This window comes from Halomonas sp. ANAO-440, assembly GCF_019915905.1.
Taxonomy (GTDB): Bacteria; Pseudomonadota; Gammaproteobacteria; order Pseudomonadales; family Halomonadaceae; genus Halomonas; species Halomonas chromatireducens.
Genome location: NZ_JAHXBV010000002.1, coordinates 367,636 through 384,413, shown reverse-complemented (window position 1 = coordinate 384,413; position 16,778 = coordinate 367,636). Strand labels below are relative to the sequence as shown.

Here is a 16,778-nt window from a genome sequence, read left to right as displayed (position 1 = left end):
TCTTGGCCAGATTGATGGATAGCGGTAACCGCAATCAATCGTCGATGTCGTCGTCCTGGTTGTGCATTCCCACCAGCGCATGACCGCCCGTGCTCTGCTGCTGCTTGGCCGCGTCGTTGCGCGATGCCTCGAGCGCCGACAGGTAGCCGGCATCGATATCGCCGGTGATGTAGCGCCCGTCGAAGACCGAGCAATCGAAGGTGGCCAGCTCCGGGTTCACTTCACGGCAGGCCGCCTTGAGGTCGTCCAGGTCCTGATAGAAGATCCTGTCGGCTCCGATCAGCTCACCCACCTCCGCTTCACTGCGACCATGGGCAATCAGCTCCGTGGCGGCCGGCATGTCGATCCCGTAGACGTTAGGATAGCGCACCGGCGGTGCCGCCGAGGCGAAGTACACCTTGTTGGCACCGGCCTCCCGGGCCATCTGGATGATCTGCTTGCAGGTGGTGCCACGCACGATGGAGTCATCCACCAGCAGGACGTTCTTGCCCTCGAACTCGATATCGATGGCGTTGAGCTTCTGGCGCACCGATTTCTTGCGCTGGGTCTGCCCGGGCATGATGAAGGTCCGGCCGATATAGCGGTTCTTCATGAAGCCTTCGCGGTAGGTCACGCCCAGATGCTGGGCCAGCTCGAGCGCCGAGGTGCGCGACGTATCGGGAATCGGGATGACCACATCGATGTCGTGCTCCGGCCATTCGCTGCGAATGCGGTCGCCGAGCTTGCGGCCCATCTGCATGCGGGTGCCGTAGACATAGGCCCCGTCGAGTATGGAGTCCGGGCGGGCCAGGTAGACGTGTTCGAAGATGCAGGGCGAGAGACTGGGCCGGTCGGCGCAGGATTGCGTGTGGATATTGCCTTCCATGTCGACGAAGATCGCCTCGCCGGGCGCCAGGTCGCGATGCAGTTCGAAGCCACCCACGTCGAGCGCCACCGACTCCGAGGCGATCATCACTTCCTGGCCGTTGCCCTCGTCGCGGGTACCGAACACCACCGGACGAATGCCGTTGGGGTCACGGAAAGCCACCAGGCCAAAGCCGTTGATGATCGCCACGGCCGCATAGCCACCCCGGCAGCGCCGATAGACACGACGCACGGCATCGAAGATGTCGCCTGGCTCAAGGTGCGGTCCCTGCTTGCCCAGCTCATGGGCGAAGACATTGAGCAGCACCTCGGAGTCGGAGCTGGTATTGATGTGGCGCAGATCGGAGGAGAACAGCTCCTGCTTGAGCTGATCCGAGTTGGTCAGGTTGCCGTTGTGCGCCAGGGAAATACCGTAGGGCGAGTTGACGTAGAAGGGCTGGGACTCCGCCTCGCTGGACGAACCTGCCGTGGGGTAACGCACATGGCCGATGCCCACGTTGCCCTTCAGTCGCGCCATGTGGCGAGTGTGGAAGACATCGCGTACCAGACCATTGCTCTTGCGGAGCAGGAAGCGACCTTCGCTCCAAGTCATCATGCCGGCGGCATCCTGTCCGCGATGCTGTAGCACTGTCAGGGCGTCATAGATCGCCTGGTTGACGGTCTGCTTGGCCAGAAGGCCCACGATACCGCACATTCCACCTTACCTCGCTGCCATGGGGGCCGGACTCGGCCGGCTTGTCGTTCGCTTTTCGTATGCTGCGTCGGGGTCAATCATCGCGAATCGGCGGGTCAAAGCCGACGTAAAACACATGCTTCGAACAGGTGCTTCAGAACTTGTATTCCATAACGCGCCGTCAGAGCGTGCGCTCTTCGGGCACCTCGGGTTCCGTGGCTTCGCGGCCTTCCGGAAACGACAGGTTTCGCCAGGATTCAGGCGTCTCGGGCACGCGATCCTCCCAGGCCTCGAGCTGGCTGACCGCCCAATCACGCAGTTGCTCGAAGGCGGGCCTGAGTTCAGCCTCTTGCCAGGCCTGAAGCTGCGCCAACGGTGTCAGCGTAATCAGAATAGTGGCGATGATCAGTATCGCCGCTCCCCGCGCCACGCCGAAGCAGGCGCCGGCCACGCGATTGAAGAATCCCATGCCCACCCACTCCACTGCCGCATGCACCATGCGGATGACGATGCCACAGAGCAGGATCACCCCGAGAATCACCAGTACGAAGGCCAGCACCAGACGACCATCGGCGTTGTCGATGAAACCCGCCAGCAGGTCGGCCACCGGCTCGGCCAGCAGCCGTGCCGCAAGCAGGGCGATGATCCAGGCGGCGAGTCCGAGGCCTTCGCGAATCAGGCCGCGCATGAAGCCGGCCAGGGTCGACACCGCCAGTACACCGAGGAATATCCAGTCGATCCAGGTCAGTAGCATGGGCTCACTCTTTACGTCACTCCCTTACCCGCACCAGCAGTCCCTGAAGGTTGGCCTGCTCCTTCAGCTCCGCCATGGCGCTTTCGCCGGACTCGGATGAATCAAAGGGACCCACATACACCGTCGTCATGTTGTTATCCCGCCGACGGTTGTAGACCGTGAAGCCCTGCTCCTCCAGTTGGGCCTGTAGCCGCTCGGCATTGCCCGGCTCACCGAAGCTGCCAACCTGCACCGCCCACTCACCGGCAGGAGTGGCAGGAGTAGTAGTCGGTGCAGGATCGGCCTGTTGGCTCTCCATTCGTTCGGATGCCGCCCGAGCCAGGTCGGCAATGGGGTCTTCGGCCGGCGCTTCCCGAACCGGGGGCTCGTCGGCCTGTTGCGCAGTGTCCGGCTGAATCACATCTGCAGGCGGCACCTCGACAACGGCCGTTTCCTCCACCGGTTCTACGGCAGGTTCAATATCCACAGGCTCAGGCGGCGAGCCGACCTCGCCCGCCGCCTGGGGCCCACGTATCTCCCCCAGGCTGCTCGGCGGCTGCGGGTCGGGCACATCGCGACGCTCGACCGGTACCGGCTGTTCGATGCTCATGACCGGCTGCGGGCGCTCGTCGCGAGGCGCCGGATCGTCAAACAGCATCGGTACGAAGATCACCGCCAGGGCGATCAAAATGATCGCCCCGCTCACTCGTTCACGCATTCCGTACTTCATCTCGACCTCCTGCCCAGGCTAAGCCTCACCTACGCCTGCATCCATGCCAGAATGGCGCCTACGGTAAAGAAAGAGCCGCAGACCAGTACTCGGTCCTCAGGGGAGAGCCGACTGCTCAGCCACTCGGCACCCGCCTCCGGCGATGTCGCCTGGAAGGCCACCGCTGCGCCACTGCCGCTCACGTGTCTGGCCAACTCCTCAGCCGTGCGGGCGCGGGCGCCCTCCAGGGTCACCGTCACCCACGCATCCGCCACTGTCGACAGGGCGCCGATCACGCCTTCGGCGTCCTTGTCGCCCAGCATGCCCAGCAGTATCCAGGTTCGGCCAGTGCAGGGCATGGCCTGCAGCCGCCCTGCCAGATAGGCGGCCGCGTGGGGATTATGCCCGACGTCCAGACACCACTGTCCCAGCCACTGCATCCGCCCCGGTAGCCTGACCTCGGCAAACGCCAGGCGACAGGCGGCAGCATCCAGAATCACATCGGCCAGTGCTAGCGCCTGAAGAGCCGTTGCTGCATTGTCCAGCGGCAGGCCAGGATCAGGCAAGTCATCGAGCGAGACGTTATCGGCGGGGAGTCCACAGCCATGCCAGCACCACTGGGATGGCCCGGTCTCATGCCACTGGAAGTCTTCGCCGATAGCCAAGACTGGGGTTCCACGCGCTGTAGCCGTCTCGCGCACGCTGCCAGGCAGATCCCGACTGCCCAGGACCGCTGGGCTGCCGGCGCGAAAGATACCCGCCTTCTCACGGCCAATGCCATCGAGATCGTCGCCCAGATAGGCCGAGTGATCCCGGGCAATGGTGGTAACCACTGCCACGTCGGCATCGATGATGTTCACCGCATCCAGGCGACCGCCCAGGCCAACCTCGAGGATCGCCAGGTCCGGCTGGATGCCGGCGATGGCCCACAGTGCTCCCAGGGTGCCTACCTCGAAGTAGCTCAGGCTGACAGGATCGCCGTCAAGGCGTGCCGCCTCCACCGCCTCGAAACCGGCAATCAGCATGGCGTCGCTGGCCTCCACCCCATTCAGGCGCAGACGCTCGTTGTAGCGCAGCAAATGTGGTGACGTGTAGCTGGCGGTGGAGAGGCCATGCGCTCGGGCAAGCGACTCGAGCATGGCCACCGTGGAGCCCTTGCCGTTGGTACCCGCCACGGTAATGACGCGTCGAGCCGGGGGTGTATCGAGCAGGCCCATACGACGACCGACCTCGGCCACCCTGTCGAGACCGAGGTCAATGCCCATGGGATGCGCAGCCTCGAGCCGAGCCAGCCAGGCATCGAGGCGCCGGGATGTAAAGGGCTGCGTCACGACCGGATCAACGCGGAGGCTCGGAACGATCGGCTTCGCTGTCGGGCTCAACCGGCTGGGAAGAGATATCCTGGTCGTCGACCGGCTCGGAAGCGTCCAGCGGCTCGAATTCCGCTTCATCAATCTGTTCAGCCATATCGACGAGATCCGGTTCGGCCAGCATCTCCTCGTCAATGCCGCTGGCGGGCTGATGGGTCAGCTTGCGCAGCACCCCGCCCAGCCTGTTTCGCATGTCGCCGCGCGATACGATCATGTCCACGGTGCCGTGCTCGAGCAGGAATTCGCTGCGCTGGAAACCCTCGGGCAGTTTCTCGCGGACAGTCTGCTCGATGACGCGCGGCCCAGCGAAACCGATCAGGGCGTTGGGCTCGGCCACGTTGAGATCGCCAAGCATGGCCAGCGATGCCGAGACACCGCCGAACACCGGGTCCGTCAGCACGGAGATATAGGGGACGCCTGCCTCACGTAGCCGCTCCAGCGCAGCCGAGGTCTTGGCCATCTGCATGAGCGAAAACAGCGCCTCCTGCATGCGCGCACCGCCCGAGGCGGAGAAGCAGATCAGCGGAATGCGCTCCTCCAGGGCCAGTGTCGCAGCACGCACAAATTTCTCCCCCACAACGGCGCCCATCGAGCCCCCCATGAAGGTGAACTCGAAGGCCACCACGACCACAGGAAGACCATCGAGACTGCCGCGCATGGCAATCAGCGCATCCTTCTCGCCGGTCTCCTTCTGGGCGGCGCTAAGGCGATCCTTGTACTTCTTCGAGTCGCGGAACTTGAGCCGATCCACCGGCTCCAGATCCGTCGATATCTCCTCTCGCCCCTCCTTGTCGAGAAACCAGTCGATGCGCTTGCGCGCAGTCAGCCGCATGTGATGATTACATTTGGGGCAGACGTTGTGGTGCTTCTCCAGCTCGGGCAGGTAAAGCACCGCTTCGCATTTAGGGCATTTGCGCCACAAGCCATCGGGCACGCTGGCCCGGCGATCCTTGCGCTGTATACGGCCCATGGAAGGTACAATCTTGTCAAGCCAGCTCATGAAAGGCTTCCGTATGCTGTCGCGCCCGGCGTGGCCGGGCGTCGTGTATCGAATCGATTGGCGGTGTCAGCGTCAGCTAAGGGCATCCAGCGCCGAACGCATGTCACTCAATACCGCCTTTAGCTCACCGGCAATAACGCCGGGGTTTTCGGCATTGGCGGCAATACGGCTGACCAGAGCACTGCCAACGATCACGCCATCGGCCACCTTGCCGACCTCGGCGGCCGAGGCCCCGTCGCGAATGCCGAAGCCTACGCAGAGCGGAAGGTCGGTCAGTTCACGCAGCGGGGCCAGATGGGCGGCCACGTCCTCTGCATTGAGCGATGCGGCACCGGTCACACCCTTGAGGGCCACATAGTAGAGGTAGCCTTCGCCATGGCCGCATATTGTAGCGGCCCGCTCATGGGAAGTGGTAGGGGCAACGAGAAAGATCGAGGCGAGCCCGCGCGCCTTGAGGATAGGACCCAGCACATCGGCTTCCTCGGGGGGCATGTCGACGGTGAGTACCCCGTCGACACCCGCCGCGGCTGCCTGGTCGGCAAAGGCGTCCAGGCCGATCCGTTCAACCGGATTCAGGTAGCCCATAAGCACAACCGGTGTACCCGTGTCGGTCTGGCGGAACTCGCGTACCATCTCGAACAGATGGGTCAGGCGCACGCCGTGCTTGAGCGCGCGCTCACAGGCCTTCTGGATCACCGGGCCATCGGCCATGGGGTCGGAAAACGGCACCCCCAGCTCGATGATGTCGGCGCCCGCCTCCACCAGCGCATGCATGAACCCGACGGTATACTCCGGGGCCGGGTCGCCGGCGGTGATGAAGGGAATCAGCGCCCGGCGGCCATCGGCCTTGAGCGCGGCGAAGCGTTGGTCGATACGGTTCATTTGAGCCCCTTAGAATTCGATGCCGTCGAGTTTGGCAACCGTCATGATGTCCTTGTCGCCGCGGCCGGAAAGGTTGACGACGATATTCTGGTCGGGACGCATGGTCGGCGCCAGCACCTTGGCATAGGCCAGGGCGTGGGCGGACTCCAGGGCCGGCATGATGCCCTCGACCCGGGTCAACTCGCGAAACGCCTCGAGCACGTCTTTATCGTTGGCCGCCACGTAGTTGACCCGCCCGACGTCCTTCCACAGCGCATGCTCGGGGCCGACGCCGGGATAGTCCAGGCCCGCCGAGATCGAGTGGGTGTCGGAAACCTGGCCACCCTCGTCGGACATCAGGTAGGTACGGTTGCCGTGCAGCACGCCACGGGGGGCGTTGGAGGCGAGCGGCGCCGCATGGCGGCCGGTCTCGACGCCATCGCCGCCGGCCTCGACGCCATACATCACCACGTCATCGTCTTCCACGAAGGGATAGAACAGGCCCATGGCGTTGGAGCCGCCGCCGACGCAGGCAACCAGCGCATCGGGCAGCCTGCCGAACTCCTCGAGCGACTGACGACGCGCCTCACGACCGACCACGGCGTTGAAGTCGCGCACCAGCATGGGATAGGGGTGCGGGCCGGCCACGGTGCCGATGATGTAGAAGGTGTCGTCGACGTTGGTGACCCAGTCGCGCAGCGCCTCGTTCATGGCATCCTTGAGCGTGCGGGTCCCGGACTCCACCGGAATCACGTTGGCCCCCAGCAGGTGCATGCGATAGACGTTGAGCTTCTGGCGCTGCACGTCCTCGGCGCCCATGTAGACGTCACATTTCAGCCCGAGGCGAGCGGCTACGGTGGCTGTGGCCACGCCGTGCTGCCCGGCGCCGGTCTCGGCGATCACCCGCGGCTTGCCACTCTTCTTGGCCAAGAGAGCCTGGCCAATGGTGTTGTTCACCTTGTGGGCGCCGGTGTGGTTGAGGTCTTCCCGCTTGAGCCAGATCTGCGCCCCGCCAAGCTGCTTCGACCATCGCTCGGCATGATAGAGCGGTGACGGACGACCCACGTAATGGGCCAGGTCATAGTCGAATTCGGCCTGGAATTCGGGATCGTCGCGAAGGCTCAGGTAGGCCTTCTCAAGATCGTCCAGGGCGAAGCTCAGGGTCTCCGAAACGAACCGGCCACCATAGGCGCCGAAATGGCCACGGGCATCCGGCAGTCGGGTCAGGTCACTGAACTTGCTCACGAAAGACACCTCACAGGGTCGCCAGTAGGAACAGGGGAAGTACAACGAAGATACGGTCGACGCTCAACGGCACCCGCCATCGGCACCATGCACCGCCGCCGCAAAGGCCTTCAGCAGTTCGGGGGCCTTGCAGCCGCGAGCCGCCTCGACGCCACCGGAAACATCCACCGCAAAGGGGCGCACGCTGTCAATGGCTTGGGCCACATTGGCAGGCGTCAGACCTCCCGCGAGAATAACAGGTTTTGCCAGGCTTGCGGGGATTCGCGACCAGTCGAAGGTCTCCCCGGTGCCGCCCGGCACGCCCGGTCGATAGGCGTCCAGTAACAGCGCCTGGGCACCGGAATAGGCCGCTGCGGCCGCATGCAGGTCGAGACCGTCACGCATGCGCAGCGCCTTGACCCAGGGGCGTTCGAAGCCGGCGCAATAGGCAGGGGTTTCATTGCCGTGGAACTGCAGCAGGTCCAGATACCGGCTGACGCGCATGATCAGCTCAGGTGATTGGTCAACGAATAGCCCGACGCGAGTGACAAAGGCGGGCACCCGGTCGACGAGAGCCGCCAGGCGGGCATCGTCGACGCAGCGGCTGCTGCCAGGCCAGAATACGAAGCCCAGGGCATCGGCACCGGCGGCCACGGCATCGTCCACGTCCTGCTCACGGGTCAGCCCGCAGAATTTGATCCGGGTACGAGCCTTAACCCTGGAATTAACGTGATGATCAGACGGAGACATCAACTACCTCAAAGCGCTCTCCCAGCGGCTGGCGCTTGCGAGAACGACATCCTCATTTTTATGCCGATTGACAGAGGCATCGGCCGCTGGCTTGGCCAGATCGGCCTCTATGGCCCGATGCACGGCAGGCAGGTATTCATATCCGCTAGGGTAACATAAGCGTTTGACCGGTACAGACTGGGTGATGCGTGCCAAAAGGTGGAACCGGCTGGCCTTCAGGCCTTGTTTGGCACTCGAATGCGCCTGGCCGAGCAGGCGGCAATGGGCATGGGCGTCGAGAAGTTGTACCAGGAAGGCGTGCCTGACCAGCTGTATCATGGCCTCGCCGGCAGCCACCGGTTCTATTCGCACCCGCTCCGCTCCCCCTGCCGGCTTGCCGGGCAGACCGCGCTCCAACAGATAAATACAGGCTACCGGCAGGGTCGTCGACTGGACCTCCCCGACTCGACTGGCCGGCACGCTAAGCTTGGCAAAGGACGGATGCACCAGCGGAAAGTCATCAAAGTCGCCAACGAAGCGTTCGACCTGCTCCGGTGTGAGCTTCATCTGAGGGAAGCCGTGACGACAATACACGGTGCCTTCATGCGCCGTCAGGGCGGAAATATCGTCGGCCAGCAGCGGAAACCCTTCCTTCACCAGTGAAGCCACCATGGTGCTCTTGCCACCGGTTCGATCCGCGGCAAAAAGCACCGCTTTTTCACCATGCACCACCGCCCCGGCATGCAGCGCCGCCAAGCCCGAGAGCTCAAGGTAATAGGCCATCACATGTCCCAGCAGACAGATCTCTACCATGAACTCGAGCGAGGGATCGTGAAGTTCGCAGTGGATCTTGCCGGGACACAGCCAAAAATCAGCGATCCGAGGGAAGCGCATTACTATACCGGTCGGCAAGGCATAGCCCTGCACACTGCTCTCCCCGAAGCGGTTCTTCTCGGCGCTCTGGAATAAGCAGGTAACGGGCTCAAACGTCTGGGGCTCTGCTACCTGCACAAGCTGAAACTGCAAATCGTGCGCTCTACCCGGCGGAGCCGGGGTCATGGGCGTACGAAAGCGGTAGTCAGTCTCCAGACAGAAACCGAATAAAACATGTCGACAAGGAGGCATGGCACCACGCTCCTTCGTGAGTAATCCCGATGGGTTAACGAAGTTCCAGCAATCCATTTCGTTCGAGTTCCGCCACAAAAGCGGACAGGTCCTGACGCAGGGAAGACGGATCGATGTCGTACCGCTCCAACATCCCCGCCTCGGCCCCTTCCAAGGTGCCGTGTTCTAACACACAGCGCCACATATCGGCTGCCGAACCTTCCAAACGAAAACAGGGGGCAGTGTCGTCCGGATCGTGAGGAAACCTTGCCACTGCGATGGCGTCTTCGACATCAAACCACAGTACACGCGGAGCCTCCTGGATAGCCTGGCCACGCGGAGCATTCAGAATTGCCCGCTCCGGTGCCAGGGCCCGCAAACGTAGTTGCTTGGCTTCTTGTTGTCGGCTCAAGGAGAGAGACGGTGGCAGGAGGCTCCAACTGGCACGATAGCAGCCTGCCTCTTTGTCCCAATACTTGGACTGCGGCTCGCACCAGGCAAAGGCGACATTCTCGGCGATGCCCAGCCAGTAAGCGCCCTTTCCGGCTTTCTCCCTGCGCTCCTCGAGCCACTGCGAATAAGCCTTGCCATATCGCTCGGGCGCAACATCGCGAAGATCCACAGCATTGAGGCACGCCTCCACGCCAGGTTCTGCGCGCTGGATGGCCTCGCACAGCCCTGCAGGCGCAAAGAATGGGCAGAAGATGGTCGAGCCAAGACCACGACTGGTCACAAACTGGTTGAATCGCAGCCCTGACAGGGCACAGTCGTCGACCACCACCCAAGTTTGCGATTTACCATCATCCAGAGGATCACCAGGTACGCCGATCTGATCATGACGCAGACCGAGGAAATAGGAGAGCATACCAAGAACGATCCAGCCGCCGCGTGGAATGGCCGTGAAGCGAAAACCGTCCAGCCCCGCTTGCCCGAAGCGGCCACGCAGCGTCGCGGCGAGAGCCCCGGCTGCCGCTTCAGCCTCGGCATAGCCGACATAGCGGTGGCAATGGATCACATCGTTTAGCTCTGCGGAGAGATTTTCCAACAACATCTTCTGGTGGGGGGTGAAGCGACCGAATGCGGCCAGCAATGGCACGGGCCTGGCACGAGCCACCAGGCGCACGTCACCAAACTCGCTCCAGAGCTCGTTGGCTTCCAGACTCGTGAAAAGTGCCTCGAGGGCCGACTGCAAATCAGGGCATTGCGTGAATGACAATAAAGGCTCGACGCCTTGGTGGGCGTCGAGTAACAGGAATGCATCTACCTGATGCATAGTCATGTTAGCGATGATTTATAAATAAACCGTTACGCGCGCCCGGGGGGATTGATACTGCCACCATCTCGACCTTGAGCTTGGCCGGGCAGCGTATCGTTACCGGCATTTGTTTGACCGACTTGGGTAATATCGGCCACGGTTCCCCACTGGTTAAGCTTTGGAGCGCTGTAGTCGCGACGCTCAACTGTCCTGGCTTCTGTATTCGCCATATTCCTATCCTCTACCTGTGCACGATTTGTTCGTAGCCACATAACTGGTAGCGCTCATGTCCAAGCCCGCAGGTTTTGGATGCCACTACCATTGTCTGTAAGGCTATGTGTGTCAGGCAAGGAGCTCAATATGAGAAAGGCATGGTTTATTGCGCCGCCAGGCATGGAAAAATTCCAACCTCTAACGCCGCCATTTACATCAGGAAACTCATCCCCAGTAGCGACGCAGCCACAGTTCCAGCGACAGCGTGGACCAGAGTTCAAAAACCGACTCCTCACCCCGCACGAAGCGCTCAAAGCGTCTCCGGAGTGCCGGCTCATCAATATAGCCGAGCTCGGCACAGCGGCTATTGGTCATCAGGTCCAGTACCTTGTCATGTGCCTTGTCCCGCAGGGCGTCAATGTAGAGAGCCGCGGGTACAACCTTGCCAATCGCACGAATGGCGTCATCGGGCATGATGCCGGCCATGGCGCGGCGCGCGATTCGCTTCGGTTCCCGGACGGTTGCGACCAAGTGCTGCGGGCAGGCCAGAATGAAATCGGCCAGTCGCCTGTCGCTCCAGGGGTCGGCCAGGCCCAAGCCATGCCTTGCCGACACGCGTTCTGCGAAGCCAATCCCTCGTACAACCAGTGGTGACGCGATATGAATATAGCGGTCTCGAGCCGCTTGATGAGGCCAGTCTAGCGAGGTCACATAGTGCGGTTCTGCCGCCGGCAATCCCATTCTGTCAAGGAAGCCACGAGAAACGTGCTCTTCTGCATGCCGTGACGGCGCCGCCTGAAGTCTCTGCACAATCGCCTCGCCGTCTTTCTTGCCGCGAAGCGAGTCCAGCCACGTGGCAGGATGGTGACCTTTCAGCATGTCAAGCATCATGGGACGAAGTAGAAACTGGGTCACTGTTTCGCGGCGGCCGAGGGCGTTAATTTTTGCCAACCGAGCAAGATTACGACGCGCCTCGCCAAAGCGACCACTCATCAGGATCCCGGGCACATCGTCGACGCTACCGCCGCAGATCACATCACCGCGGAATCCGTAGAGCATGATGCTCGCGCCATCCGCGGCCGCTGCCGAGAGTGAATTTTCGAAGAACGGCTGATACATCGAAAAGAACGGGTCGTCTTCATGGGGCCGATTGAGTTCATCGTCCACCAGGGGGTAGGTCTGCTCGGCAGGGACCTCTGTAACCGGGATCCGGAAGTGGTCAGCAATGCGGTAGATGGTTTCGCTTTCGTCGCACTCGGCGAGGCTTTCAGGAAACACCCAGCTGTAGGCACGCATTGACGGAAGATTCTCGCCTTGCTGGCGAAGCCAACCCGCTACGGCAGCCACGCTGGTAGAGTCGACGCCCCCGCTCAGGCTGATGCCCACAGGGTCTCGCGCGCGAAGACGGGCGCGAACCGATGTTGTCAGCAGCTCTTGCAGGTGTGCCGCATAATCACGCTCATCTCGATAGCGGATTCGCGCCTCTGGGTCGGGCTTCCAAAAGGTCCGGCTGCGCTTGACCGCCGATATATCGATGACCACTTCCTCGGCGGGGCGGACTTCATCGATGCCCGCATAGAACACCTCGCCCGGTGGCGTCTGCATTCCGCAGAGGTGCCAGGCGACGGCCCGCTCGTTGAGACAGCGAGGCACCCCGGGCACGGAGAGAATCTGCTGAACCTCGCTGGCAAAGAGGATGCGGTTCTCTTCAACCCGATAGTAGAGCGGTCTCAGACCCATGGCATCTCTGGCCAGGTGGAGTCGTCGATGCCTGCCATCCCAGAGCGCGTAGGCAAAGTCTCCCAGTAGGCGAGAGGGCCCCTCCTCCCCTGACTGCACCAGCGTGCTTAACATCAGCTCGACGTCCGTTGCACTCTTGCCGCCGAAGTGGTTGGAGCCAGCAGCACACTCATCACGGTTGTCCAGCCGAGCATCTGCCAGAAGCAGCAACCCTTGACGGTCTTCACGTGCAAGGTGACAAGCTCCCGTGCCATCAGGAGTGACGTCGAGGGAAAGGCAGGCCAACCCCACAGGACCATCGCAATGATACTCGATGCCATTGGGGCCTCGATATGCTGCCCGCTTTGCCATCTGCTCAAGCTGATCTCGCTCGACCGGCCTTCCATTAAGATGGATGATTCCACATATGCCACTCATGATGACCAGCACCCTCACAGTAAGCCTGCTTCCTGAAATCCCTTTAAACCTGCCAGCTCACTCCTGCTCGATGACAAACAGGCACCAGCCACTTCCAAGCTTTCCAGGGACGCACTCGTCAACCTAACGCCATTGACGAAATGTAGCAGAAACAAACATGGGCTTATGTCGACTTGCTGCGAAGATCACCACTTACTGCCGAAAGCTACCTTCTTCCAACGTAGCCTTTTCCAAAGCAGCCTCTTCCAACGTCGCCTCCGTCACCGGCCTTCCACGCCGGAACTGTACCATTGGGCAGTCGGGCAGTTCACGCTCACCGGTCCACTCGCCCAGAAACGCCAACAGGTTGGGCCCCAGTGGCTCCCGGGGTAGCTCCCAGACGTCGTCATAGAGCGAATCGACGAAGTGCAGGCCACAGGCCGGGGCCGTAACGTCGGAGAGCGAACGGTCCTTGAGTACCATCAGCTCCGCCAAGTAGTCGTCATTGCGGTCTCCGCGCCCCACCGTGACCAGGGCGCCAACAATATTACGAACCATATGGTGGAGAAAGGCGTTGCCCTGGACGTCGACGACCACCAGGGGGCCATGCCGATGCACCTCGATGAAATGCAACTTGCGCCACGGCGTCTTGGATTGGCAGCCCGCCGCCCTGAAACTGGAGAAGTCATGCTCACCCACCAGCGGCTGGGCCGCGCGATGCATCGCCTCGGCGTCCAGCGGGTCGCGACACCAGGTGACGTTGGCCCTTTCGAGTACCGGCCGACTAGGCTGATTGAGGATGATGTAGCGGTAACGCCGTGCCAGCGCCTTGAAGCGCGCATGAAAGTCATCGGGCACTTCACGCACCCAGCGCACCGCAATGTCCCGCGACAGGTTGGCATTCACGCCAAACACCCACGCTTTCTGGGAGCGCGGTACCGGCGGGTCGAAGTGAACGATCTGGCGGGTGGCATGTACGCCGGAGTCCGTGCGGCCACTGGAGTGTACCGTTACCGGCTGGCTGGCCACCTTCGCCAGCGCCCGCTCCAGTTCGGCCTGCACCGAGGGAGCATTCTTGAGGCGCTGCCAACCGCAGTAGGCGCTACCGTCATATTCCACCCCCAGGGCCAGGCGGCCGCTGAGGGGGGTTCGTTCGTCGAGACGTCGAAAGAGGGTCATTCGGCCATCAGAGTCGATAGTGTGTGATCAGTTCCTTGGCCTGGGTCTGTATCCTGGGGTCGGCAGCGCTATCTCGCAGGCGCTGAAGCAGGGCGTATGCCCTATCGGTTTCCCCGACGCCGAGCAGACGTCGTGCCTCTTCCAGCTCATCGAACCCGGCCACGGAGTCGCTTGCTCCCTCATTATCCCGCTCCAGCGGCGGAAAGGCCACCTCCTCCACTTCCCATTCGTCCTCTTCAGGCCGTGGCCGCTCGCCAAGCGACGCCTCACCGAGGAATTGAGCATTCTCCGGTGCATCCCTGCTGCCGTCGCCGTCGACCACGTCGGCCACCTCTCCCTTTCCAGCCCCGGTGGTGGGAAAATCGATGCTGGGCTGCATCGGCGTTTCCTCGCGCCTTCCTGGCTCCGGATCCAGTGCAGGTGGTTGATAGTCGATCATGTCCCAATCCATCGTCGAGCTTTCACCGGCATGAGCACTATCAGCAGCAGGCGTTAAGATCGCCCGCTTGTCCGTGTCGTCCAATGGCGGAGGTTCAGGCTCACCACTCTGCGCCTCGGCATCATCGCTATCCGAAGGCTTTACCGCTTCGAAGCGTGGCAGCTGCGTCTCGGCCTCGCCGCCCTTCTCGACCTCGTCGACCTCATCGTCCTTCTCGACCTCGTCGCGCTTCTCGACCTCACCGCCGTGCGGCTCGAGCAGGGAGTCGAATTCCTGTGGCGGCAATTCTCTGGCGGCGACAAACTCGGCTGGCACCCTGCCCCGTTCATCGTCGCCACCGGACGCTGCCGCACGATGAGCGGCCATGAGTCGACTGGCTTCCGCCACCATGGAAGGATCGCCCCCTTCGGCAAGACGCTCCGCCTCGCGCTCGGCCGATGGCCAGTCCCCCTGCTCCACATGGACGGTGAGTAGCTTCAAGCGCAGGTCATCCCGCTCTGGCTCACGCGCAAGCCCTGCCAGTAGGCTCTCTCTGGCCTGGTCGTAGCGGCCATAGGCCATGAAAATGTCCGCCTCGCTGATCGCTTCGGCTTGCGGCATCGGCGCAGGCCGCTCCACAGCCTCGTCGGCGCTGGCAACGGACATGCCCGTCACGACAGGAGGAGTCGTGGAAGAGGCCGGCGGCATACTCACGGACTCAGTCGGTGCGCCATAAGTCACGTTGGGCATGTTGGCGAAACTCTTTGTCGACGCTGTTTCGCGGCTGCGGCGACGGCGTATCAGCAGCCACAGGCCCAGCAGGGCTGCCAGCCCCGCTCCGCCCAGCATCAGTTGGCGATCCAGACCATCCTGGTAGACCGCTCCCCACCAGGGGGTCTCAGCCTCGAAAGACTGCCCGCCTGGCGGCACCATGCCGCCTCCACCAGGGGCATCGACACCCTGACCCCCGGCGACCAGTGCGGCCAACTGGTCGCGCATGGCATTGACCTCGCTGCGCAGGTCACCCAGCTCTTCCTGCAGTGCATCACGCTCTGCCTGCACCGCCTCAAGCTCGCTTCGACTCTCCAGCCAGCGACGTTCCAGGCTTTCCAGCCGCTGCGATTCGCTTTGGGGGGCGAGCGCCTCTGCATCGAGGGATGCCAGTACATCCGGGTCGAGCCGCGACTCAGGCGACTGCCCTGCCTCGCTCAGGCCGCTCGCATCCGTTTCCCCGCCGCCTGCCCCATCCTCGGCTGGTTGGTTCGGGGATCCGGCGGCCTCGGCAGCCAACTCGGCATCGCTGAGCAGGGTCAGGCGGGGCTCCGCAGTCTCCTCAACGCCAGCCACCAACCCATTGGCAGACTCGCCGCTTCCGGATGCCGGCTCCGGCTCGCCAGCCGTGTCAGCAAGTTCTGCAGCCTGAGCAGCCGCTGGGGCGGCAATGGCAACCTCGGCCGTTCCGAGGGGTACCCGTGCGGGGGAGCCGCTGCCACGGCTTGCCCAGGCCTGGTTCATGGCCTGCACCACATCGCCGGCCTGCTGGGAAGAGCGGGCCACGATGGCGTCGCGTGATGGCACGACCAGGGTATGCCCCGCCCGCATGGCGTTGATGTTGCCGGAGGGGAAGACATCCGGATTGGCCTCGACCAGCGCGACCATCATCTGGTCCATGCTGATACCGCTGTCGGGCCGCAGCCGACCGGCGACGGCCCAGAGCGTGTCGCCGCTGCTCACCCAGGCCGGATCCCCCGACTGCGTGTCTCGCGACTGAGTCACGGGCTGCGCCGGCGCTTCCTGCACAGGTTCGGTGGTGGAACGCTCAGCCGTTGAGGAAGGTTGCCGGGGCGGCAGCCCAACCAGGACCGGCAATTGGTCGTAATCGGGCGGATCCAGTAAAAGCGTGACCTCCCGAAGCTGGCGGCCCCCAGGCCACTCGAAGCTCAGCATCAAGTCCAGCCAGGGTTCACGTACGGCACGCTCGGTGATGAGATCCACCATCAGTTGCCCATCTCGAACGCGCACGGAAGTGCGCACGCTGGCGGCCAACGGCGAGCGGATCAGACCTGCGGATTCGAACTCACGCGGTTCTGCCACCGACACTCTCAACAATTCCGGCTCCAGCCCGGAGGTATCGGTCAATGGGATCGTGGCACGCAATGGCGCATTGAGCGAAGAGCTTACCGCGGCCTCTCCGACCCCAAGTGCCAGCGCCTGGAGGCTCGAGGCCGAAAGCGATAGCAGCATGGCAATTGTCAGCTTGCGTCTCATAGGTTCCCTTGCGCCGCTGTCGTCACCGACGTGCAGCAGTTC

14 protein-coding genes are annotated in these 16,778 nt (G+C 62.7%); all 14 read right to left on the bottom strand.

Annotated features, from left to right (window positions below; all coding sequences use genetic code 11):
• Positions 1-34: 34 nt before the first annotated feature.
• The 14 genes from purF to KZO25_RS02705 all read right to left on the bottom strand — a co-directional run bounded on the left by purF (position 35) and on the right by KZO25_RS02705 (position 16,736).
• Entirely contained in the window at positions 35-1,558 is a 1,524-nt protein-coding gene (gene purF, locus KZO25_RS02770) for an amidophosphoribosyltransferase (RefSeq protein WP_223135763.1), read from the bottom strand.
• Between the two features lie 160 nt (positions 1,559-1,718).
• Positions 1,719-2,291 (bottom strand): CvpA family protein, encoded by a 573-nt coding sequence (locus tag KZO25_RS02765; RefSeq protein WP_066446561.1) that lies wholly within the window; start codon positions 2,289-2,291, stop codon positions 1,719-1,721.
• Between the two features lie 16 nt (positions 2,292-2,307).
• Positions 2,308-3,000 carry an SPOR domain-containing protein gene (locus KZO25_RS02760; protein ID WP_066446559.1) on the bottom strand — a complete coding sequence of 231 codons (693 nt, stop codon included), beginning with the start codon at positions 2,998-3,000 and terminating at the stop codon, positions 2,308-2,310.
• Positions 3,001-3,029: 29 nt separating this feature from the next.
• The gene (gene folC, locus KZO25_RS02755) at positions 3,030-4,244 is read right to left on the bottom strand and encodes a bifunctional tetrahydrofolate synthase/dihydrofolate synthase (protein ID WP_410505370.1); all 1,215 of its coding nucleotides are present in this window, start codon (positions 4,242-4,244) and stop codon (positions 3,030-3,032) included.
• Positions 4,245-4,317: 73 nt separating this feature from the next.
• On the bottom strand, positions 4,318-5,349 hold the full coding sequence (accD, locus tag KZO25_RS02750; RefSeq protein ID WP_223135761.1) for an acetyl-CoA carboxylase, carboxyltransferase subunit beta: 1,032 nt from the start codon (positions 5,347-5,349) through the stop codon (positions 4,318-4,320).
• Positions 5,350-5,421: 72 nt separating this feature from the next.
• On the bottom strand, positions 5,422-6,231 hold the full coding sequence (trpA, locus tag KZO25_RS02745) for a tryptophan synthase subunit alpha (RefSeq protein WP_223135760.1): 810 nt from the start codon (positions 6,229-6,231) through the stop codon (positions 5,422-5,424).
• Between the two features lie 9 nt (positions 6,232-6,240).
• Complete coding sequence (gene trpB, locus KZO25_RS02740) at positions 6,241-7,455, bottom strand: tryptophan synthase subunit beta (protein WP_144439624.1); 1,215 nt, start codon at positions 7,453-7,455, stop codon at positions 6,241-6,243.
• Positions 7,456-7,518: 63 nt separating this feature from the next.
• The gene (locus tag KZO25_RS02735) at positions 7,519-8,184 is read right to left on the bottom strand and encodes a phosphoribosylanthranilate isomerase (RefSeq protein ID WP_223135759.1); all 666 of its coding nucleotides are present in this window, start codon (positions 8,182-8,184) and stop codon (positions 7,519-7,521) included.
• 3 nt (positions 8,185-8,187) lie between these two features.
• Complete coding sequence (locus KZO25_RS02730) at positions 8,188-9,189, bottom strand: hypothetical protein (protein WP_223135758.1); 1,002 nt, start codon at positions 9,187-9,189, stop codon at positions 8,188-8,190.
• A gap of 133 nt (positions 9,190-9,322) precedes the next feature.
• The gene (locus KZO25_RS02725; RefSeq protein WP_223135757.1) at positions 9,323-10,546 is read right to left on the bottom strand and encodes a PqqD family protein; all 1,224 of its coding nucleotides are present in this window, start codon (positions 10,544-10,546) and stop codon (positions 9,323-9,325) included.
• Between the two features lie 26 nt (positions 10,547-10,572).
• The gene (locus KZO25_RS20205; protein WP_223135756.1) at positions 10,573-10,752 is read right to left on the bottom strand and encodes a lasso RiPP family leader peptide-containing protein; all 180 of its coding nucleotides are present in this window, start codon (positions 10,750-10,752) and stop codon (positions 10,573-10,575) included.
• Between the two features lie 208 nt (positions 10,753-10,960).
• On the bottom strand, positions 10,961-12,685 hold the full coding sequence (locus tag KZO25_RS02715; RefSeq protein ID WP_223135755.1) for an asparagine synthetase B family protein: 1,725 nt from the start codon (positions 12,683-12,685) through the stop codon (positions 10,961-10,963).
• Between the two features lie 399 nt (positions 12,686-13,084).
• A complete protein-coding gene (gene truA / locus KZO25_RS02710; protein WP_223135754.1) occupies positions 13,085-14,050 on the bottom strand; it encodes a tRNA pseudouridine(38-40) synthase TruA in 966 nt (321 codons plus the stop codon).
• 7 nt (positions 14,051-14,057) lie between these two features.
• Positions 14,058-16,736, bottom strand: a complete 2,679-nt coding sequence (locus tag KZO25_RS02705) for a FimV family protein (protein ID WP_223135753.1) — start codon at positions 16,734-16,736, stop codon at positions 14,058-14,060.
• Between the last annotated feature and the right edge of the window lie 42 nt (positions 16,737-16,778).